Here is a 19,963-nt window from a genome sequence, read left to right on the forward strand (position 1 = left end):
AGACAGTTGTCCATCGAGATCGCCAACGAGTCCGGTGCCGAGGTCGACACCGACGCGGTGCTCGCCGTGGCCCGGCACGCCCTCGACGAGATGGGGGTCAACCCGCTCGCCGAGCTGTCCGTGCTGCTTGTCGACATCGGCTACATGACCGAGCTGAACCATCGCTGGATGGGCGGCGACGGCCCCACCGACGTGCTCGCCTTCCCCATGGACGAGGGCAGCGTCGACCACGGCCCGGGGGAGAGCGCCCCGGCCGGCGGTGAACCGGCCCTGCTCGGCGACATCGTGCTCTGTCCGGAGGTGGCGGCCAAGCAGGCGGCCACCGCCGGGCACAGCGCCGCCGACGAGCTGCACCTGCTCACCGTGCACGGGGTGCTGCACCTGCTCGGCTACGACCACGCCGAGCCGGAGGAGGAGCGGGAGATGTTCGCCCTCCAGGCCCGGCTGCTGGCCAGCTGGCGGTCGACCCGGTCCCGGTGATGGACATAGTCGCGGCCGGTCCGACCGCCGGCCTTCCCGATCTTCAGCTGATCTTCTTCGCGGCCGGGCTGGTGGTGCTCGCCGGCCTGATCGCGATGACCGAGGCCGCGCTGGCCGCGGTCTCCCCGGCGCGCGCCGCCGAGCTGGCCCGGGACGGGGCGCGCGGCGCGCGTACCCTCCAGGCCGTCGCCGGTGACGTGGTCCGCCACCTCAACCTGTTGCTGCTGCTCCGGCTGCTCGCCGAGCTGACCGCCACCACCCTGGTCGCCCTGGTGGCGGTGGACAGCTTCGGCGCGGGCTGGCGGGCGGCGCTGGTGACCGCCGGGGCGATGACGGTGGTCAGTTTCGTGGTGGTGGGCGTGGCCCCGCGCACCCTGGGCCGGCAGCACGCGTACGCGGTGGGCCGGGCGGTGGCGCCGCTGGTGCGCTGGCTGGGCCGGGCGCTCAACCCGCTCGCCTCGCTGCTGATCCTGATCGGCAACGCGGTCACCCCGGGGCGCGGCTTCCGGGAAGGGCCGTTCGCCACCCAGGTCGAGCTGCGCGAGTTGGTCGACCTGGCCGAGCAGCGCGGGGTGGTGGAGCACGGCGAACGCCAGATGATCCACTCGGTCTTCGCGCTCGGCGACACCATCGCCCGCGAGGTGATGGTGCCGCGGACCGAGATGGTGTGGATCGAGGAGGGCAAGACCCTCTCCCAGGCGCTGGCGCTGTTCCTGCGCTCCGGGTTCTCCCGCATCCCGGTGATCGGCGAGAGCGTCGACGACGTGCTCGGCGTGCTCTACCTCAAGGACCTCATCCGGCGTACCCGGGGTGGCGACCTGCGGGCCCACCAGACGCCGGTGGCCGAGCTGATGCGGCCGGCGACGTTCGTGCCGGAGTCCAAGCCGGTCGACGACCTGCTGTCGGAGATGCAGGCCGCCCGCAACCACCTGGTCATCGTCGTCGACGAGTACGGCGGCACCGGCGGTCTGGTCACCATCGAGGACATCCTGGAGGAGATCGTCGGCGAGATCACCGACGAGTACGATGTCGAGCGCCCGCCGGTGGAGCACCTGGCCGACGGCGCGGTGCGGGTCACCGCCCGGCTGCCGGTGGAGAACCTGGGCGAGTTGTTCGACACCGAGTTGCCCACCGACGAGGTGGAGACGGTCGGTGGCCTGCTGGCGCAGGCCCTGGGGCGGGTGCCGATCCCGGGTGCCGACGCCGAGGTGGCCGGCCTCAAACTGGTCGCCGAGGGCACCACCGGCCGGCGCAACCGGATCGACAGCGTGCTGGTCAGCCGGGTGCCGCCGACCGGCGGCCCCGATTCCCGTGACAATCAGAACAGCACCGAGGAGAGGCAACCCGCCGATGCCTGAGACACCCGTCGAGCCGGCCGCCCGGCCCACCCCGTCCGATCCGGCCGAGTTGAGCGCCGAGGACGGCAAGCTGGTCGTGCTGGCCCGTGGTGCCCGTGCCCGGGTGTCCGCCGTGGAGGGCGCGGCGGTCCGCGACCAGGACGGCCGGACGTACGCGGCGGCGAGTGTCACGCTGCCCTCGTTGACGGTCACGGCGTTGCAGCTCGCGGTGGCGTCGGCGGTGGCGGCCGGGGCGAGCCGGCTGGAGGCGGCGGTGGTGGTGACCGAGGCGTCGACGCTGGACGGGGCGGGCCACGCCGCGGTACGGGACCTGTCCGCCGACGCGCCGATCCACGTGGCCGCGCCGGACGGGACGGTCCTCGGCACGGTGATCGAGTGACCGGCGTGGAGCAGCGGCCGTACCGTGCGGGTTTCGGGTGTTTCGTGGGGCGGCCGAACGCCGGCAAGTCGACCCTGACCAACGCGATCGTCGGCACCAAGATCGCGATCACCTCGAACAAGCCGCAGACCACCCGGCACGTCATCCGGGCCGTGCTGCACCGGCCGGATTCGCAGCTGGTGCTGGTCGACACCCCGGGCCTGCACCGGCCGCGCACCCTGCTCGGCGAGCGCCTCAACGACCTGGTGCGCACCACCTGGACGGAGGTCGACGTGATCGGCCTCTGCATCCCCGCCGACGAGCCGGTGGGGCGGGGCGACCGGTTCATCAGCGGCGAGCTGAGCGAGCTGAAGGCCACCGTGCTGGCCGTGGTCACCAAGACCGACCTGGTGGACAAGCGGCGGCTGGCCGAGCAGTTGCTCGCGGTCAGCGAGCTGGCCGACTTCGCCGCCGTGGTGCCGGTCAGCGCGGTCTCCGGGCACCAGGTGGACACCCTGGTCGACGTGATGACGGGCCACCTGCCGCCGTCGCCGCAGCTCTACCCGGACGACATGCTCACCGACGAGCCGGAGCAGGTGCTGGTCGCCGAGCTGATCCGGGAGGCGGCGCTGGAGGGGGTCCGCGACGAGTTGCCGCACTCGATCGCCGTGGTGGTGGAGGAGATGATCCCCGAGGGTCAGCTCATGAAGATCTACGCCGACGTCTACGTGGAGCGGCCCAGCCAGAAGGCGATCGTGCTCGGTCACCGGGCCAGCCGGCTCAAGGAGGTCGGCACCACCGCCCGTAAGCAGATCGAGGAGCTGCTCGGCACCCGGGTCTATCTGGACCTGCACGTCCGGGTGGCCAAGGAGTGGCAGCGCGACCCGAAGCAGTTGCGCAAGCTGGGTTTCTGATCCGGCGTCGGGGTACGCCGGGGTGGAATTCGGACACTGATATGGGAAGTTTCACGTCAGGCACCGATTAGCAGCGGTTTCACAGGTCGGGTGCGCAGGGTAGGGGACGTCCATCCGCCCCCGACATAGATGCAGCCTGATGCGTAACCGATATCTGGATCTGCTCCGTTTCCTGGCCATCGTCCGGGTCGTGGTCTACCACGTCACCGGGCTGGCCTCGCTGACGCTGGTCTTCCCGGCCATGTCGGTCATGTTCGCCCTGGCCGGGTCGCTGATGGCCGCGTCGCTGGACCGCTCCGGCGTGCCCGCGGTCGGGCGTCGGCTGCGCCGGCTGCTGCCCTCGCTGTGGGTGGTGGCGGCGGTCTTCGTCCCGGCGATGCTGCTGACCGGACTGGTGTTCACCCCCCGGGTGGTGCTCTGGCTGTTCCCGGTCGCCGACCCGCCGGCCAACTACTGGGGCGCGCTCGCGCTCAGCCCGATCTGGTACCTGCGGGACTACCTGTGGTTCGTGCTCGCCTCCCCGGTGGCGCTGTGGCTGTTCCGCCGCGCCCCGCTGCCCACCCTGGCCGTCCCCTACCTGCTGCTGATCGCGATCGAGGCGGGTCTGCTGACCACCACCTCGGCGGTCCTGCGCGACTTCGGCCTGTACTTCGGCGCCTGGCTGCTCGGCTTCGCCCACCACGACGGGCTGCTGCGCCGGCTGGCCGGCCGGGTGCTGGTGCCGGTGGCGCTGCTGCTGGCCGGGGCCGGTGCCGGTTGGATCCTCACCCACCCCGGGCCGCGCGGCTACGACCTCAACGACATCCCGCTGGGCAACGCCCTGTGGTCGGCGGCGTTCATCCTGGTGGTCATCGGCCGGGCCCCGGCCACCGCCGCCTGGGTGGACCGCAACCGGATCGTCGACCGGCTGGTGACGATCGTGAACCGGCGCGCGTTGACCATCTACCTGTGGCACATGCCCTTCGTGGTGGCGCTCACCCCGCTGGTCGGGCTGGTCGGCTGGTCACCCCGCGACCCGTGGGGGCTGGCGATCCGGGTGGTGCTGGTCTTCCTGCTGGTCGGCGTGGTGACCCTGCTGGTCGGCTGGGTCGAGGACGTGGCGGCCCGCCGCCGCCCCGAGCTGGTCCCCGGCCGGCGGCCGACCCGACAGGTGCCCGCGACGCCCGTCGTCCCGGCACCCCGGACGGCCGGGGCCGACGCCGCCGGGACCAGGGCCCGGTGAGGTACGCCGGGACGCCTCACCGCTGCACGACCGTCACGTTCCCGCTGCCGGTCTTGAGGTCCAGCACCAGCGACGCCCCCGGATCGTTGGTCACCCCGAGGTCGGCGTCCCCCGAGCCGACGTCGGACTTCACCCGGTACCGGCCCGCCGGCACCGTCAGCTCGACGTCCCCGCTGCCGGCGTGGGCCCGCGCCGAGGCCGCGGTGGTCAGGACGAGCGTGATGTTGCCGGAGCTGGTCTCGGCGGAGACGTCGCCGCCGAGGCGGGTCCCGGTGACGTCACCGGAGGACGCCCGCAGGTCGACCGGGCCGGTGACGTTGAGCACCTCGATGTTGCCCGAGCCGGTCTCGGCCCGCACCGGGCCGCTGGCGTCGGCGATCCGCAGGTTGCCCGAGCCCAGGGAGAAGTCGACCGACCCGATCCGGGCCAGCTCCACGTCACCGGAGCCGGTCTCGCCCTGCACCCGCACCCCGGGCGGGGCGGTCACCTCGTACGACACCGAGCAGCGGGGGCCGCAGCCGGTGTCGAGCACCAGTTCGTCGCCGCTGATCTGGTACGTGGTGTCGGGCTGGTCGCCCTGGTAGCGGAGCACCCGCTTGACGCGTACCCCGGTTGCCGGGCCGTTGGCCCGCACCACGAGGTCCCCGGAACCGGGCCGGACGGTGATCCGGGCGATCTTCGCCGCCTCGGTGGTGTCGAAGTCCAGCCGCCGGAACGCCAGTGTGTCGCACCCGGTGGCGAGGATGAGGGCGGCGGTCGCGCCCAGGGCGACCACGCTGCGGGGAAGTGCCATGACCAGCAACCTACGACCGTCGTACCCCGGCGCACATCCGGGGCGGAGCGCCGACCCACCCCGATCCGACCCTGATTTCCCACCCCGAGAGAGAATGACCCGATGGCCGGGTACCGCCGACAGCTCTACCGCGACGACGCGGTGGTGCTGCGTGTGCAGAAGCTGGGCGAGTCCGACCGGATCATCACGGTGCTGACCCGCCGGCACGGCCGGCTGCGCGCGGTGGCCCGGGGGGTACGCCGCACCACCAGCAAGTTCGGCGCCCGGCTGGAACCGTTCGGGCACGTCGACCTCCAGCTCGCCGGGGACCCGAAGGGCAACACCGGCAGTTCGCTGCACAGCGTCAGCCAGGTCGAGGGCATCGACCTGTACGGCAAACGTTTCCTCGGGGACTACCCCCGGTACACGGCGGCGAGCGCGATCGCGGAGACGGCCGAACGCCTCACCCCCGTCGAGCGGGAACCGTCGCTGCGGCTGTTCCAGCTCACCCTCGGCGCGCTCAAGGCGCTGTCCCGGGGTGAGCACGCCACCACGCTGGTGCTCGACGCCTACCTGCTGCGCGGGATGAGCCTCGCCGGGTGGGCGCCGGCCCTGACCGCCTGCGCGGTCTGCGGCACCCCGGGGCGGCACCGGGCGTTCTCCGTACCGGCCGGGGGCGCGGTCTGCCCGGACTGCCGGCCGCCCGGCGCGGCCCACCCAGCGCCGGCCACCATCGACCTGATGTCCGCCCTCACCAGCGGCGACTGGCAGGTCGCCGACGCCACCGCCGCCGGGGTACGCCGGGAGTGCAGCGGCCTGGTCGCGGCGCACCTGCAGTGGCACCTGGAACGCGCGCTACGCTCGCTGCCGCTGGTCGACCGGGGTGGCCCGCCGACCGGTGCGTCGGACACCGGCCCGGTGGGCGGCGGGCCGGCCTCAGACGACGGCGGTACGCCGGGTGGCCGGGTGCTGCCACCCCGGGTCGGTGTGGAGGGTGTGGACAGGGAGATGACCGAGTGATCCGATCGTTGAGGGCCGGCCGGCGGGAGCCGGTGCCGCCGACCCCGCACCCGTCGGGGGCGCGTCCACCGGCGTTGCCCGCCGAGGCGCTGCCGAAGCACGTCGCGGTGGTGATGGACGGCAACGGCCGCTGGGCCAAGGAGCGCGGCCTGCCCCGCACCAAGGGCCACGAGCAGGGCGAGTACAGCCTCTTCGACACCGTCGAGGGGGCGATCGAGCTGGGGGTGCCCTACCTGTCGGCGTACGCCTTCTCCACCGAGAACTGGCGGCGCTCGCCGGACGAGGTCCGTTTCCTGATGGGCTTCAACCGGGACGTCATCCGTCGCCGCCGCGACCAGCTCGTCGACCTGGGCGTCCGGGTGGTGTGGTCGGGGCGGGCGGGCCGGCTGTGGAAGAGCGTCATCGCCGAGTTGCAGACCGCGGAGGAGATGTCCCGGGGCAACTCGACGCTGACCCTCCAGTTCTGCGTCAACTACGGCGGCCAGGCCGAGATCGCCGACGCCGCCGCCGCGATCGCCCGGGAGGTGGCCGCCGGTCGGCTCGACCCGGACAGGATCACCGAGAAGACCGTGGCGAAGTACCTCTACCACCCGGAGGTCCCCGAGGTGGACCTGTTCCTGCGCCCCTCCGGCGAGGAACGGATCTCGAACTTCATGCTCTGGCAGTCGGCGTACGCGGAGCTGGTGTTCCTGGACACCCTCTGGCCGGACTTCGACCGTCGCCACCTGTGGTACGCCTGCGAGCTGTACGCCCAGCGGGACCGCCGCTTCGGCGGCGCGCTGCCCAACCCGGTAGCCCCGCCGCGCTGACCGTCGACCGGGCCGCGATTGGTGATCTCACCGGTGGGGTACCAACCACCTGAGCAGCCAATCGCGGAGGTGAGCACACATGATTCAGAAGCGGATCGCGCAGTGGGCGGTCATGGCGGTCGCCGTGCCGCTGGCCGCGGCCGGTGCCCGCCGGCTGAGCCACACCCTGGAGGCCCGGCGCGGCCCCAGCGGGGTGAGCCGGCTGCTGTCCCGGGGCGCCGACGTGCTGCGCCCCCAGCGGGCCCGCCGTCGTCGGTTCTGGTGACCGTCGGCCACCGGTGTTCCGGGTGACGCCCGGTCACCGCTGATCACGCGTCGAACGCCCCGCCGCCCCGGTTCTCACCGTGGGCAGCGGGGCGTTCGGGTGGGGCAGTGACCCGTGCGGGTCCGGTGGGCCCCGATGCCCCCCACCGGGGGACACCGCGACCCACCGGGGGTGACGGTTGAGACGGTCAGCCGGCCACTTCGGAGCGGTCGGCGGTCGCCCACAGGGTGTGGAACGCGCCCTCCCGGTCGATCCGGTGGTAGGTGTGTGCGCCGAAGTTGTCCCGCAGGCCCTGGATCAGGGCCGCCGGCAGCCGCTCCGCGCGCAGCGCGTCGAAGTAGGCAAGCGACGAGGAGAAGGCCGGGGTGGGTACGCCGGCCCGCGCCGAGTCCGCCACCACCCGACGCCAGCTCGGCACGCCGTCGCTGACGGCCTCGGCGAAGTACGGCGCGACCAGCAGCGTCGGCAGCTCCGGCTGCGAGTCGTACGCCTCGCGGATGCGGTCCAGGAAGCGGGCCCGGATGATGCAGCCGCCCCGCCAGATGGTGGCGGTGCCGCCCAGGTCGATGTCCCAGTGGTACTCGCGGCTGCCGGCCCGGATCTGGTCGAAGCCCTGCGCGTACGCGACGATCTTGCTGGCCAGCAGCGCCCGGCGGACGTCCTCGACGAACGCGTCCTGGTCCTCGACCTGCCACTTCTCGCCCGCGTCGCCGAAGGTGCGGCGGGCCGCCTCACGCTGGCCGGCGTGCCCGGACAGCGACCGGGCGAAGGTCGCCTCGGCGATGCCGGTGATCGGGATGCCCAGGTCGAGGGCGATCTGCACCGTCCAGCGTCCGGTGCCCTTCTGCTCGGCCTGGTCGAGCACCACGTCGACGAAGGCCTTGCCGGTGGCGGCGTCGGTGTGCGCCAGCACGTCGGCGGTGATCTCGATGAGGAACGACTCCAACTCGCCGGTGTTCCACTCCCGGAAGATCTCCGCGATCTCCGCCGGGGTCGCCCCCAGCCCGGCCCGCAGCAGGTCGTACGCCTCGGCGATGAGCTGCATGTCGGCGTACTCGATGCCGTTGTGGACCATCTTGACGAAGTGGCCGGCGCCGTCGGGGCCGACGTGCTGGCAGCAGGGGACGCCGTCCACCTGCGCGGCGATCTTCTCGAACATCGGCCCGAGCTTCTGGTAGGACTCCGTCGAGCCGCCCGGCATGATGCTCGGGCCGAGCAGCGCGCCCTCCTCGCCACCGGAGACGCCGGTGCCGACGAAGTGCAGCCCGTGCTCGCGCAGCGTCTCCTCCCGGCGGCGGGTGTCGGCGAAGTGGGCGTTGCCGGCGTCGACGACGATGTCCCCCTCCTCCAGCAGCGGCACCAGCTCGTCGATGACGGCGTCGGTGGGGGCGCCCGCCTTGACCATGACGATCACCGCGCGGGGCCGCTCCAGCGAGCCGACGAAGTCGGCCAGGGACTCCGACGGCACGAAGGTGCCCTCGTCACCGTGCTCGGCGACCAGGCTGCGGGTGCGCTCCGGGGAACGGTTGTGCACCGCCACGGTAAACCCGTTCCGGGCCAGGTTCCGGGCCAGGTTGCGACCCATCACCGCCAGCCCGGTCACGCCGATCTGCGCCGTCGCCTGTTGCGTCATGTCGTACCCGCCACCTCTCACGTCACCTGTGTGCTGCGACCGTATCGCGCGCCCGCGAGGGCCGGCAGCCGCAGTCCACCCAGTGTCACAGGGTGGTCGCATGGGCCCGACGGGGGCCACAGTCGTCGGCCGGAACGGGTTGTCGGGGGAAAGCGGGTGCGTCGGGTGCGGGGGTCGGTTAGCGTGGCGGCATGCGCATCTGACGCCCTTCTCCAGCGCCGACCCGCCGCCGTGGCCGTGGGTCCGCGTGCTCGGGCGTCCGCGTCTCCCGCCCCCTGCTGACAGGGGATGCCTCGTGGCCGGTCGTCCGGAGCCGATCCCGTCCGTCGACCATCCGCCCGCCGCTGGCGTGGCAGGGTGGCCCTCCGCACCTCGTCAGGAGGCAGCGTATGCCCGCCAAGCGCAGTCCGAAGAAGTCCCGTCGTCCCGTACCGTCCCCGGTGGAGGTGGACGCGGCGGCGCTCGCGGCGCTCACCGTGACGCCCACGCATCCGGTTCCCCTCGCCGTCGCGTCGTCCCACCCGGAGGTCGCCGCCCGGTCGACCCCGCCCCCACCGCCGTCGCGGTCGGGCCGGTCGGTCCGGGCCGGCTCCACCACCGCCCAGGGCCAGAGCCGCCGGTACGCCTTCCGCCGCAGCTGACCCGCCCGGCGGCCCGTCACGCCAGATCGCCGAAACAGCGGTATCCGAGGGTTCGGATACCGCTGTTTCGGCTCAGTGCTGCCGACGGCCTGCCGCTCGGCGGGCGGGACTCGGGGCGGGTGGGTCAGCCGATCAGGGGGCGGAAGGTGCCCAGGGCGATGCTGATCGCCAGGGCGCCGGCGGCCAGGGCTGCCGCTCCGGCGACGAGCAGCCAGTCGGCGGGGCGGAACACCTGGTGGCGGGCCACCGTACGCGGGGTGCCGGCGTCGAAGCCCCGGGCGTCCATCGCCACCGCCAGCCGGGTGCCGCGCCGGATCGCGCCCACCAGCAGGGCGAACGCCGTGGCGGCGAAGAGCCGCAGCCGGGCCAGCGGGTTACGGCCGGCGTCCACGCCCCGGGCCCGCCGGGCCATGGTCAACATCTGCCACTCCTGGCCGAGCAGCGGCACCAGCCGGAACGCGGCCAGCGCGCCGATGGCGAAGCGGGCCGGGGCCTTCGCGTTCTGCACCAGCGCGTCGGCCAGGTCGGTCGGGTCGGTGGTGGCGAAGACGATCACCCCGGGCAGGGCGACCGCGAACATCCGCAACACCAGCCCGAGCGCGGTGACCAGCACCCCCGAGGTGACCAGCAGCGGCCCGGCGGCCCAGAGCACCGGACCGGAGCGGTCGGCGGCGAACAGCACCAGGGTGACCAGGATGCCGACGGCACCGGCCAGCAGCGGCCACGCCCGGCGGGCCAGCACCCGGTAGCGGATGCCGAACAGCGGCAGCAGCGCCAGCTCGACGGCGATCGCCACCGCCGGCGCGACCGGGTCGAGGCTGGCGACCAGCAGGAACGAGAAGACCAGCCCGGCGGCGAGCTTCGCCACCGGGTTGCGCCGGGCCAGCGGCGCACCGGGCGTCGCGACGGGTTCCAGGCCGATCACGACCGCCGCCACGCGGGTGGACGGGCCGGGCGGGGGAGCGGGGCGGGGGCGCTCACGGCTGCTCCCGGGCGGGGCGCAGGGTGACCGTCCGGTCGGCGAGCGCGGCGACGAAGTCCCCGTCGTGGGTGACGGTGACCACGCCGTGCCCGGCGTCGCGCAGGTCGGCGAAGAGGTCGACCAGCTCACCCCAGGTGCGGCGGTCCTGGCCGAAGGTGGGTTCGTCGCAGATCAGCAGCCGGGGCGCGGTGGCCAGGGCGGTCGCCACGCTGAGCCGCCGGGCCTCCCCACCCGAGAGGGTGTACGGGTTGGCCCCGGCGAGCCGGGTCAGCCGCAGCCGGTCCAGCAACTCGTCCACGGTGGCCCGGACGGCCGGTTCGGGGCGACCCGTCCGGCGCGGACCGAGGGCCAGTTCGTCGTGGACGGTGCGGGTGACGAACTGGTGCTCCGGGTCCTGGAAGACCGAACCGATCCGGCCGGCCAGCGCGGGGGCCCGCCACCGGTGCGGGGGCGTACGGGTGTCCCCGTCGGCCAGTGCGGCGGTGGCGGTCAGCCGGCCGCCCCCGGGGCGGAGCAGGCCGCCGAGCAGCAGCGCGAGGGTGGACTTGCCGGCCCCGTTGGGCCCGAGGACGGCGAGCGCCTCGCCGGCGCGTACCGCCAGGTCGGTGGGGGCCAGCCGGGGCGGCAGGCCGAGCCGGTCGGCGGTGAGCAACTCCGCGCCGGGCGGTCCGGCGGCCGGCCGGGCCACGCTGGGGTGGCCGGGCACCCACACCCCCTCGGCGGCGAGGGCGGCCCCGTGCGCGGCGAAGACCGCCTCCGGTGTCCCGTCGGCCCGGACCCCGCCGCCGGGGGTGAGCACCACCACCCGGTCGACCAGGGGCAGGGCGTCGGCGACCCGGTGTTCGACCAGGACCAGGGTGGTGTCGGGGTCCAACGCGCCGGCCACCGCCGTGCGGACCAGTTCCCCGCCGGCCGGGTCGAGGTTGGCGGTCGGCTCGTCGAGCAGCAGCAGCCCCGGCCGCAGCGCCAGCACGCCGGCCAGGGCGAGCCGCTGCTGCTCTCCGCCGGACAGCGCCGCGGTGGGCCGGTCCCGGTGGTACGGGAAACCGACCCGGCGCAGCGCCTCGTCCACCCGGGGCCAGATCTCGTCGCCGGGCACCCCCCGGTTCTCCAGGCCGAACGCGACGTCGTCCCCGCAGCGGGCCATCACGAGCTGGGACTGCGGGTCCTGGAAGACGGTGCCGACCCGCTCGCGGGCCTTGGCCGGGTCGAGGCCGTCGATCTCGACGGTGCCCTCCTGCTCGCCGGAGTCCGCCGGCAGCAGCCCGGCCAGCGCGGCCAGCAGGGTGCTCTTGCCCGCCCCGGACGGCCCCAGCAGCAGCACCCGTTCCCCGTGGTCGATGCGCAGGTCGACCCCGCGTACCGCCCAGGCCCGCCGCCCGGCGTGCCGCCAGCCGAAGCCGACCAGCCTCACCCCGGCCACGCCGTCGACCCCTTCCCGCTCGCCACGGCAGGGTCAGACGAGCGTGCGGTCGCGGGCGGCGGGGAACCGGTCGAGCACCCCGGTCTCGGCGAGCGCCCGGGTCAGGTACCAGCCGCCGACCCCGGCGACGACGGCGGCGCTGACCACGGTCAGTGCCGCGTACGGCAGGCGGTAGCTGGTCAGGGCGTACTCGGCGTTCCAGACGAAGAAGTCGAACAGGGCGGCGCTCAGCCCGGTCATCGCCCCGGCCAGCACCGCCACCGGCAGCCGGTACGCCCGGTAGCGGAACGCGGCGAAGGCCAGCTCCGCGCCGAGGCCCTGGATCAGGCCCTGCACGATGGTGACGCCGCCCCACTCGGCGCCGAGCAGCGCGGAGACGGTGGCGGCGACGGCCTCGCAGAACAGGGCCGCCCCGGGCTTGCGGATGACCAGGCCGCCGAGCACGGCCGGGACGAGCCAGACGCCGTACATCACGGCCTGGCTGGCCGGTGCGGCGGCGAACGCCGGGTCGGCGGCCTTCCAGACCAGGCCCCAGGCCCAGAAGATGACGCCGAAGGCGACGGCGATCACGGCGGCGACCACGATGTCGATGGTGCGCCACCGGTTGGTGGTGGTGTGCTGCATGTCGGTGCCTCCCAGTCCAGCGATCGAACCAGGAGAAGACGCACGCCGCGCCCGGCGGCTGCCGGACGGCGGCGCGGCTGGAGGTCGACCGAACTCCCTGCGCTGGCATTACCCAGATCAGGTTCGAGGGTCTGCGGGCGGTGCCCGCACTCTCAGCGCTGTGCGCTCCCCTGTCGGATGTGAAGTTGTCTCGGCAGACGCTAGCACCGACCTGCGGCAACGGCCCAGCAGGTCACACGGTTCCCGGCATTCGACGTCCGGGTGGGCTGGGTAGGCTGGCGATCGTGCGGGTGGCGGCGCGGGGTCTGACGTTCGACGTACGGGCCGGTGGCCCCGAGGGCGGCGAGGTGGTGCTGCTGCTGCACGGTTTTCCCCAGCACGGTGGGGAGTGGGACGCGGTGACGCCCGCCCTGCACGCCGCCGGGCTGCGCACGTACGCCCCCGACCAGCGGGGTTACTCGCCCGGGGCGTGCCCCGTCGCGGTGGCCGACTACCGGCTGCCGGAGCTGGTCGCCGACGCGGTGGCGGTGCTGGACGCGGTGGGCGTCGACGCCGCGCACGTGGTGGGGCACGACTGGGGCGCGGTCGTCGCCTGGGCGCTGGCCGCGCGGCATCCGCAGCGGGTGCGTACCCTCACCGCGGTCTCGGTGCCGCACCCGGCCGCCTTCGGGTACGCGTTGGCCACCGACCGTGGGCAGCGGGCGCGCTCGTCGTACATGGCGTTGTTCCGCCGGGCGGGCCTGGCGGAGCGGGTGCTGCTGGCCGGGCGGGGGGTGGTGCTGCGCCGGCTGTTGTCCGGCGTCGGCGACCCGGCCCGGGTGGCCCGGTACGCCGGGCCGATGCGGTCACCGGGCGCGTTGACCGGCGCGTTGAACTGGTACCGGGCGATGTCGGGGCGGGACATGAAGGCGGTCGGTCCGGTGCCGGTGCCGACCAGCTACGTGTGGAGCGACCGGGACGTGGCGATCGGGCGGGCCGCCGCGCAGGCGTGCGCCCGGCACGTGTCGGGGGACTACCGGTTCGTGGTGTTCGACGGGGTGACCCACTGGATTCCCGACGAGGCGCCGGGCCCGTTGGCCGAGGTGATTCTCGCCCGGGTGCGCGGGGCGGTCTGAGGGGTGCCGACGGAGCGCCCCGATCGGGGATCGTGAATCGGTTTCGGGCGATCGTGGATCGGGCACAGGCGTTGCTGCCGACGGGGGGTGCCCCCGTCGGTCGTACCGTCTGAACCGGAGGTAGCGCGTGTCGAAGGAATCCGAGAAGCAGCGCTGGCAGCGCAATTTCGCCGATCTGCTCCAGGAACTGCGGGTCGCCCAGACCGGCGTGCAGATCCTCTTCGCCTTCCTGCTGACCCTGCCGTTCAGTAACGGGTTCACCCGGACCAGCGAGTTCCAGCGGGACGTCTACATCCTCGCCCTGCTGTCCGCCGCCGCGGCCACCGCGATGATCATCTCGCCGGTCGCCTTCCACCGGGCGCTGTTCCGCCAGGGCCGCAAGCCGGAACTGGTCCGCTTCGCGCACCGGATGGCCTCCGGTGGCCTGGCCTTCATGCTGGTCGCGATGGTGAGCGCGGTCCTGCTGATCGCCGATTTCGTGCTCGACACCGGCATCGCCGTGGTGCTCACCGTGATCACCGGCCTGTGGTTCCTGACCTTCTGGGTGATCCTGCCGTTCGCCCGGCGCAACTGGGGCGACGACGACATCGACGACGACGATGACGACCCGGTGGTGCTGAACGGCGACTGATCCCGCCCCCGGGTGGTGGTGGATGCGGTGGGCCGGGGGCCCGTCCGGGCCGACGGCGGCCGGGGCGGGCCCCCGGCCCGTCCGCCGGTCGGGGCCGGCCGGCGGGTCAGCGGGCGATCGCCCAGGCCAGCACGGCGGCCAGGATGAGCCCGTTGAGCAGCGCCAGCACCAGGTACGCCTGCGGCGGGATCTTGCGTCCGCGCCGGACGAAGCTGACCAGCACGGCGGCGTACACCAGCAGCAGCACGGCGATGACGATCAGGAAGTAGAGCACCGCACCACCCTAGACGAGCCGGTCGTGACGCCCGACGACCCAGCATGACCGGCCCCGGCCCGGCGAGGGCTTCGCCCGGCGTGCCGGTCCGGCCAGGTGGAGGTGGGAGGGGGGATTGATATCGAGTAACATCGATTGTTGCCTCCTCTCGTCCCGGGGTGCGGCCATCGTCGCGGGGCTCGGGCGGCCGTCCAGTGGGGGCGGGCGACGCCGGCCCGGCACCGGCGACGAGGAGTGGACCATGAGAGCAGCACGGCGACGTCTCGCCGGACTGGGCGCGATCACGTTGGCGGTCCTCGCGGGCGGCGTGGCGGTCGCGGCCGGGAACGCCACCGCGGCGGCCACCGGCTGCCGGGTCGACTACAAGGTCACCAGCGAGTGGCAGGGCGGCTTCGGCGCGGACGTGACCATCACCAACCTCGGCGACCCGGTCGCCGGCTGGACGCTCACCTGGGCGTTCGCCAGCGGACAGCGGGTCAGCCAGGCATGGAACGCCACCGTCACCCAGAACGGGACGGCGGTCAGCGCCAAGGACGTCGGCTACAACGGCACCATCGGGACCGGGGCCGGCGTCAGCTTCGGGTTCAACGGCGCGTGGACCACCGCCAACCCGGCGCCCACCGCGTTCGCGCTCAACGGGGTCTCCTGCACCGGCGCGACCCCGACCGCCACGCCCTGCCCGCCACCGTCCACCCCACCCACCCCGACCCCGACGCCCACCCTCACCCCCACGCCGACGCCGACCCGCACGCCCACCCCGACGCCCTCGACGCAGCCGCCGGTCACCGTGTGGCTGGCCGGTGACTCCACGGTCGCCAACCCGTCGTCCAGCGGGGCCTGCCCGGTGGGCTGGGGCAACCAGTTCGGCCAGTACCTCAACGGCAACGCCACCGTGGTCAACAGCGCGGTCGGCGGGCGCAGCATCCAGACCTGGCTGTACGACCCGAACGTCACCACCACGATGAACGCGGCCGGCGAGTGCGTGATCAACCCACAGACCTACTCGACCCGCTGGCAGGCCATGCTGAACGCCACCGGCGGGATGAAGGCCGGCGACTACCTGCTCATCCAGTTCGGCATCAACGACGGCAGCACCACCTGTAACCGGCACGTCGGCTCGGCCCGCTACAAGGAGCTGCTCGGCGTGATGGCCCGCGCGGCCCAGCAGCGCGGCGCGTACCCGGTCTTCCTCACCCCCGCCGCCGCGATCACCTGCTCGGGCAGCACCGCCGTGGGCAACCGGGGCTTCCTCACCGAGACCTTCGACGCGGGCCGGGCCAACAACGTCCCCGTCATCGACCTGCACAAGCTGAGCTACACGCTCTACAACACGCTGAAGCTGTGCCCGAACAACGGCGACTACAACTCGGGCGCGGTGGGCGCGTTCTTCTGCGCCGACCACACCCATTTCGAGACGGCCGGGGCCCGGCAGATCGCCGGCGTGGTCGCCACCGCCCTGCGTAACCAGCAGCTCGGCCTCGCGGCCTACCTGCGCTGACGGCGTGCGGTCGGGCGGCCCCGGACCGGGGCCGCCCGACCGGGGTCAGGACAGCGTGCAGGCGACGCCGTTGAGGGTGAAGCCACCGGGCCGGTTGTTCGTGCCGGTGACGTCGGCCAGGAAGCCGAAGTTCACCGTCGCGCCGGCCGCGATCGCACCGTTCCAGCTGACGTTGGTCGCGCGGACGGTGCCGCCGCTCTGGGTGTAGCCCGCGTTCCAGGCCTGGCTGATCCGCTGGCCGTCGGCGAACGTCCACTGGAGCGTCCAGCCGTCGACCGGGGTGGTGCCGGTGTTGCGGATCGTCACCTCACCCTGGAACCCGCCCTGCCACTGCCCGGTGACCGCGTACCCGACGGCGCAGCCGGTCCCGCCGGCCGGCGGCGTGGTCACCGGCGGAGCGGTGGTGGGCGGTGCGGTGGTAACCGGGGGCGTGGTGGGCGGTGCGGTGGTGGGTGCTGCCGTGGTGGGCGCTGCGGTGGTCGGGGTCGGCGTCGGCGTGGTGGACAGCTTCGCCGCGACGACCGGGGCGAGCCGGGCCGTGATCGCCCGGTGCCCGGCGTCGTTCGGGTGCACCGAGTCGCTCAGCCCGTCGGCCGGCAGCCAGCCGGTGGTGTCCACGTAGAACACGTTGCGGTCACCGTCTCCGGTGACCGTGGTGACGGCGGCGGCGGTCTCCGCGGCGTACCGGCCGCTGAAGGTGCGCAGCGCGAAGATCGCCGCACGCGGGTACTTTCCCCGCACGGTACGGATGAACGTGGCGTACTGGTTCTGGAAGTCCGTGCCGCTCACCCCGTGGCTGCGGTCGTTGGTGCCCAGGTTGATCACCACGGCGTCGGCCTGGTAGCGGCTGAAGTCCCAGGCCGGGCTGTTCGCCGCGTACCCGGTGCGGAGGAACTGGCTGGCGACGCTGACGCAGCCGTCGGCGGTGGCGACCAGGCAGCCCCCGCCGTAGCCGAGCTGGGTGTGCTCGGTGCCGAGCTGCTCGCCGGTCAGCCACCCGTACGCGGTCAGCGCCGTCCGCGACGAGGTGGTGCCGAGGGTGATGGAGTCGCCGACGAACTCGATCAGCCGGGGCCGGACCACCGCCGGCAGGGTCCGCGCGCCCGTGTCGAGGGTCAACCCCTGGAACACCGCGTCCCCGGTGTACGAGCCGGCGACCACCCGGTACGACACCACCAGCGTGTGGTTGCCGGCGGGCAGCGGGGTCGGGGTCAGGTTGACCGTGCCGCTGACGTTGGTCAGGTAGCGGAAGTCGGCCCCGTCGATGCTGTAGTAGAGATCGATGGTCCGGCGCTGCCGCAGCTTGACCGTGGTGCCGGTGAACCCGGTCCGCAGGTAGGCGCCCGCCCAGTTCGGCACGTACGCGCTGCTGGTGCTGCGGTCCCAGCGGCCGACGAACGCGATGTTCGGGTCGGTGGGGGAGCCGTCACCGGTGGCCGCCCGGGCGGCGGGCAGCGCGATGAGCGTGGCGGCCAGCACCGCCACCACCCCGGCTGCCCCGGCCGCGACGATCGACCGGATACGGGACACGGGCATGGGACGCCCCCTCTCCAGGCCGTGCGTGCCGACGGCCACCAGGCGTAAGACATTCACCATCATCTAAGCCTGTGGGGTGGGTCGGCACAACAGGAGAAGGTGCCTAGCGGCCGCCGCGTAGGCCGAGTCGGCGCAGCTCCAGGGCGGCGAGCGCGTCGACGGTGGCGTCGTCGCCGCGCCGCCACGCCTGCGCCACGTCCGGGTCGATCCGGGTCAGCCGGCGCAGCGGCTGGCTGGTCAGCGCGCGCAGGGCCAGCAGGTCCCGGCCGGCCGGGCCGGCCGCGAGGGCCTTCGCCGAGGCTGCCCGGCGCATCCAGCGCAGCCGCAGCGGCAGCCAGCCGAAGAGCACCAGCCCGAGCGGGAAGACCAGCACGGCGATGCTCAGCGCCCAGGCGAGCTGACCGACCAGGTCCTGCTGGTCGCGGCCGGCCTCGGCCACCGCACGGGCGGCGTCGGCGGCCTTGGTGAACGGGCCGGTCAGCTCGTCGCCGACCAGCGGCACCCGGCCGACCTTGCCGCCGGCCTCGGCCAGGTTGTCGGCGAGGCCACCACCGGCCCCCTCCAGCTTCCGCCCGGGTACGGCGAGCTTCTCCACCAGGTCGTACAGCCACATCGCGAAGCGGACCGCCGCATAGACCCAGGCGACGACGAACAGGTCGGTGAGGAACTGACGGAGGGCGACCGGAAAACGGTCAGCGTAGATCTTCACGGCCGACAGCGTGCCACGACGCGGGCCGCCCGGCACCCCCCCGCGCGCCCGACGGCCGGCTCGGCGGGGGCGGACGGCCCCTCCCCGGCGTGGCTGACCGCGTCGGCGACGATGTGCGCGACGTGCTCGTCGACCAGGGCGTAGGCGATCTCCCGGCCGCGCCGGGACCCCCGCACCACCCCCGCGCCGCGCAGCACCCGCAGGTGCTGGGAAACCAGCGGCTGCGGTGCGCCGAGCTGCTCGACCAGCTCGTGCACGCACCGTTCACCCTGGGCCAGCTCGCTCACGATCGCCAGCCGGATCGGCGCGGACAGCGCCCGGAGCAGCTCGCCCGCGCCCTCGAAGGCGTCGTAGCCGTGGGTGCCGGTCACCCCGTAACGGTAACCAATACCGGTGACGGTACGTCGGTCGGCGTCACCGGAGCACCACCTCGTGCGGCTCCGGCGCGCTGACCACGGCCGGGGTGGCCCGGCGGCGCAGCACCCGCCGGGCCGCGGCGGCCAGCGCCACCACGAGGAACGACGCGATCGCCAGCAGCACCACCGAGGCGCCGGGGGCGGTGTCGGCGGTGGCCGCCACCCAGACCCCCGCTCCGGCGGCGAACAGGCCGAGCGCCATGGCCGCCGTCATGGTGCTGCGGAAACCCCTGGTGACCTGCTGCGCGGTGGCCACCGGCACCACCATCAGGGCGCTGATCAGCAGGACCCCGACGGCCCGCATGGCGATGGTGACGGTGACCGCGGTGGCGACCGCCAGCAGCAGGTTCAACGCCCGCACGGGCAGCCCGGCGACCCGGGCGTACTCCTCGTCGTGGCAGACCGCGAACAGCGCCGGGCGCAGCGCCAGCATGAGCACCGCGATCGTCGCGCCGAGCACCGCGATGGTGGCCAGGTCGGCGGGGGAGGTGGTGGTCAGCGAGCCGAACAGGTAGGCGTTGAGGTTGGCGCTGCTGGCGTCGGAGAGCCCGACCAGCATCACCCCACCGGCGATGCCGCCGTAGAACAGCAGCGCCAGCGCCAGGTCGCCGGAGGTGCGGCCCCGGGCCCGGACCAGTTCGATGGTGACCGCGCCGAGGATCGCCGCGACCACCGCCACCAGCACCGGGGACCGGTTGAGCAGCAGGCCCGCCCCGACGCCGGTGAGCGCGACGTGGCCGATGCCGTCACCGATCAGGGCCAGTCGCCGCTGCACCAGGTAGATGCCGAGCGCGGGGGCGGCCAGCCCGATCACCAGGGCGCCGACCAGCGCCCGCTGCATGAAGTCGTACTGGAAGAGGTCCATTGCTCAGCTGCTCCACAGCCCGGCGGGCTCCTCGGGACCGTGCGGGTGCACGTGGTCGTGGTCGGGCTCGGCGTGGTGGCCGGCCGGTTCCGGCACCGGGCCGTCATGGCAGACGCCGCCCTGGTGCACCACCACCGCCCGGCTGATCAACGGGCGCAGCGGCCCCAGCTCGTGGGCGACCAGCAGCACGGTGCCCCCGGTGCCGACGAAGTCGTGCAGCGCCCCGGCGAACGCCTCCTGGCTGGCCGCGTCGACGCCGGCGGTCGGCTCGTCGAGCACCAGCAGCTCCGGCCCGCCGGCCAGCGCGCGGGCGATCAGGGTGCGCTGCTGCTGGCCGCCGGAGAGGGTGGCCACCGGGTCGCGGGCCCGGTCGGCGAGCCCCACCGCGCGCAGCGCCGCCTAGATCGGAAGAGCACAC

At 73.8% G+C, this 19,963-nt stretch carries 21 protein-coding genes, 2 pseudogenes and 1 riboswitch; of the genes and pseudogenes, 12 read left to right on the forward strand and 11 right to left on the reverse strand.

Annotation, left to right across the window (positions count from 1 at the left end; translation table 11 throughout):
- Positions 1–6: 6 nt before the first annotated feature.
- From ybeY to H1A17_RS10620, 5 genes are all read left to right on the forward strand, one after another.
- Positions 7–480, forward strand: a complete 474-nt coding sequence (gene ybeY / locus H1A17_RS10600; protein ID WP_088644390.1) for an rRNA maturation RNase YbeY — start codon at positions 7–9, stop codon at positions 478–480.
- Positions 456–1,838, forward strand: a complete 1,383-nt coding sequence (locus H1A17_RS10605) for a hemolysin family protein (RefSeq protein ID WP_194821762.1) — start codon at positions 456–458, stop codon at positions 1,836–1,838. Before ybeY ends, H1A17_RS10605 begins: the two co-directional genes overlap by 25 nt.
- Positions 1,831–2,217 carry a cytidine deaminase gene (locus tag H1A17_RS10610; RefSeq protein ID WP_145921276.1) on the forward strand — a complete coding sequence of 129 codons (387 nt, stop codon included), beginning with the start codon at positions 1,831–1,833 and terminating at the stop codon, positions 2,215–2,217. The genes H1A17_RS10605 and H1A17_RS10610 overlap by 8 nt, the downstream gene beginning before the upstream one ends.
- The gene (gene era / locus H1A17_RS10615) at positions 2,214–3,110 is read left to right on the forward strand and encodes a GTPase Era (protein WP_145921275.1); all 897 of its coding nucleotides are present in this window, start codon (positions 2,214–2,216) and stop codon (positions 3,108–3,110) included. Before H1A17_RS10610 ends, era begins: the two co-directional genes overlap by 4 nt.
- 139 nt (positions 3,111–3,249) lie before the next feature.
- On the forward strand, positions 3,250–4,332 hold the full coding sequence (locus H1A17_RS10620; protein ID WP_145921274.1) for an acyltransferase: 1,083 nt from the start codon (positions 3,250–3,252) through the stop codon (positions 4,330–4,332).
- 16 nt (positions 4,333–4,348) lie between these two features.
- Here H1A17_RS10620 and H1A17_RS10625 read toward each other — a convergent pair whose 3' ends face one another.
- The gene (locus tag H1A17_RS10625) at positions 4,349–5,125 is read right to left on the reverse strand and encodes a DUF4097 family beta strand repeat-containing protein (RefSeq protein WP_194821754.1); all 777 of its coding nucleotides are present in this window, start codon (positions 5,123–5,125) and stop codon (positions 4,349–4,351) included.
- A 102-nt stretch (positions 5,126–5,227) separates the two neighbouring features.
- Between H1A17_RS10625 and recO the strand changes: the two genes are divergently transcribed.
- From recO to H1A17_RS10640, 3 genes are all read left to right on the forward strand, one after another.
- Positions 5,228–6,124, forward strand: a complete 897-nt coding sequence (gene recO / locus H1A17_RS10630; protein ID WP_194821755.1) for a DNA repair protein RecO — start codon at positions 5,228–5,230, stop codon at positions 6,122–6,124.
- A gap of 32 nt (positions 6,125–6,156) precedes the next feature.
- Positions 6,157–6,933, forward strand: a complete 777-nt coding sequence (locus H1A17_RS10635; protein WP_194821763.1) for an isoprenyl transferase — start codon at positions 6,157–6,159, stop codon at positions 6,931–6,933.
- A gap of 79 nt (positions 6,934–7,012) precedes the next feature.
- Positions 7,013–7,198: a hypothetical protein gene (locus H1A17_RS10640; RefSeq protein WP_145921271.1), complete on the forward strand. Its 186-nt coding sequence runs from the start codon at positions 7,013–7,015 to the stop codon at positions 7,196–7,198.
- Positions 7,199–7,385: 187 nt separating this feature from the next.
- Here the strand turns inward: H1A17_RS10640 and gndA are convergent, their stop codons facing one another.
- Positions 7,386–8,831, reverse strand: coding sequence for an NADP-dependent phosphogluconate dehydrogenase (gene gndA, locus H1A17_RS10645; RefSeq protein WP_194821756.1), 1,446 nt, complete (start codon positions 8,829–8,831; stop codon positions 7,386–7,388).
- Between the two features lie 389 nt (positions 8,832–9,220).
- On the opposite strand from gndA, the gene H1A17_RS10650 reads away from it, so the two are divergent.
- Positions 9,221–9,472, forward strand: coding sequence for a hypothetical protein (locus tag H1A17_RS10650; RefSeq protein WP_145921270.1), 252 nt, complete (start codon positions 9,221–9,223; stop codon positions 9,470–9,472).
- 124 nt (positions 9,473–9,596) lie between these two features.
- Here the strand turns inward: H1A17_RS10650 and H1A17_RS10655 are convergent, their stop codons facing one another.
- The 3 genes from H1A17_RS10655 to H1A17_RS10665 are packed head-to-tail and all read right to left on the reverse strand — an operon-like array spanning position 9,597 to position 12,501.
- Positions 9,597–10,397 (reverse strand): energy-coupling factor transporter transmembrane protein EcfT, encoded by an 801-nt coding sequence (locus H1A17_RS10655; RefSeq protein WP_145922987.1) that lies wholly within the window; start codon positions 10,395–10,397, stop codon positions 9,597–9,599.
- 52 nt (positions 10,398–10,449) lie between these two features.
- Positions 10,450–11,877, reverse strand: a complete 1,428-nt coding sequence (locus tag H1A17_RS10660) for an ABC transporter ATP-binding protein (protein WP_145921269.1) — start codon at positions 11,875–11,877, stop codon at positions 10,450–10,452.
- A gap of 33 nt (positions 11,878–11,910) precedes the next feature.
- Positions 11,911–12,501, reverse strand: a complete 591-nt coding sequence (locus H1A17_RS10665) for an ECF transporter S component (protein WP_145921268.1) — start codon at positions 12,499–12,501, stop codon at positions 11,911–11,913.
- A gap of 76 nt (positions 12,502–12,577) precedes the next feature.
- A riboswitch (TPP riboswitch) is annotated at positions 12,578–12,683 on the reverse strand.
- Between the two features lie 102 nt (positions 12,684–12,785).
- On the opposite strand from H1A17_RS10665, the gene H1A17_RS10670 reads away from it, so the two are divergent.
- Positions 12,786–13,616, forward strand: a complete 831-nt coding sequence (locus H1A17_RS10670; protein WP_145921267.1) for an alpha/beta fold hydrolase — start codon at positions 12,786–12,788, stop codon at positions 13,614–13,616.
- Between the two features lie 127 nt (positions 13,617–13,743).
- Positions 13,744–14,247, forward strand: a complete 504-nt coding sequence (locus H1A17_RS10675; protein ID WP_145921266.1) for a DUF6328 family protein — start codon at positions 13,744–13,746, stop codon at positions 14,245–14,247.
- A gap of 106 nt (positions 14,248–14,353) precedes the next feature.
- Here the strand turns inward: H1A17_RS10675 and H1A17_RS10680 are convergent, their stop codons facing one another.
- Complete coding sequence (locus H1A17_RS10680) at positions 14,354–14,521, reverse strand: hypothetical protein (RefSeq protein WP_168222550.1); 168 nt, start codon at positions 14,519–14,521, stop codon at positions 14,354–14,356.
- A gap of 241 nt (positions 14,522–14,762) precedes the next feature.
- Between H1A17_RS10680 and H1A17_RS10685 the strand changes: the two genes are divergently transcribed.
- Positions 14,763–16,019, forward strand: coding sequence for a cellulose binding domain-containing protein (locus H1A17_RS10685; protein ID WP_145921265.1), 1,257 nt, complete (start codon positions 14,763–14,765; stop codon positions 16,017–16,019).
- Between the two features lie 45 nt (positions 16,020–16,064).
- Here H1A17_RS10685 and H1A17_RS10690 read toward each other — a convergent pair whose 3' ends face one another.
- The 5 genes and pseudogenes from H1A17_RS10690 to H1A17_RS10710 form a co-directional block, all read right to left on the reverse strand.
- Positions 16,065–17,555 (reverse strand): cellulose binding domain-containing protein, encoded by a 1,491-nt coding sequence (locus H1A17_RS10690; RefSeq protein ID WP_228543286.1) that lies wholly within the window; start codon positions 17,553–17,555, stop codon positions 16,065–16,067.
- Positions 17,556–17,658: 103 nt separating this feature from the next.
- Positions 17,659–18,264: a hypothetical protein gene (locus tag H1A17_RS10695; protein WP_145921263.1), complete on the reverse strand. Its 606-nt coding sequence runs from the start codon at positions 18,262–18,264 to the stop codon at positions 17,659–17,661.
- Positions 18,265–18,332: 68 nt separating this feature from the next.
- Positions 18,333–18,635 (reverse strand): annotated as a pseudogene (locus H1A17_RS10700) (ArsR/SmtB family transcription factor); the annotation flags it as partial.
- Positions 18,636–18,678: 43 nt separating this feature from the next.
- The gene (locus tag H1A17_RS10705) at positions 18,679–19,545 is read right to left on the reverse strand and encodes a metal ABC transporter permease (RefSeq protein WP_194821758.1); all 867 of its coding nucleotides are present in this window, start codon (positions 19,543–19,545) and stop codon (positions 18,679–18,681) included.
- 3 nt (positions 19,546–19,548) lie between these two features.
- Positions 19,549–19,941, reverse strand: a pseudogene (locus tag H1A17_RS10710) (ATP-binding cassette domain-containing protein); the annotation flags it as partial.
- Positions 19,942–19,963: the final 22 nt, after the last annotated feature.

This window comes from Micromonospora sp. S-DT3-3-22 (assembly GCF_015354745.1).
In the GTDB taxonomy this organism is placed as follows: domain Bacteria; phylum Actinomycetota; class Actinomycetes; order Mycobacteriales; family Micromonosporaceae; genus Micromonospora; species Micromonospora wenchangensis.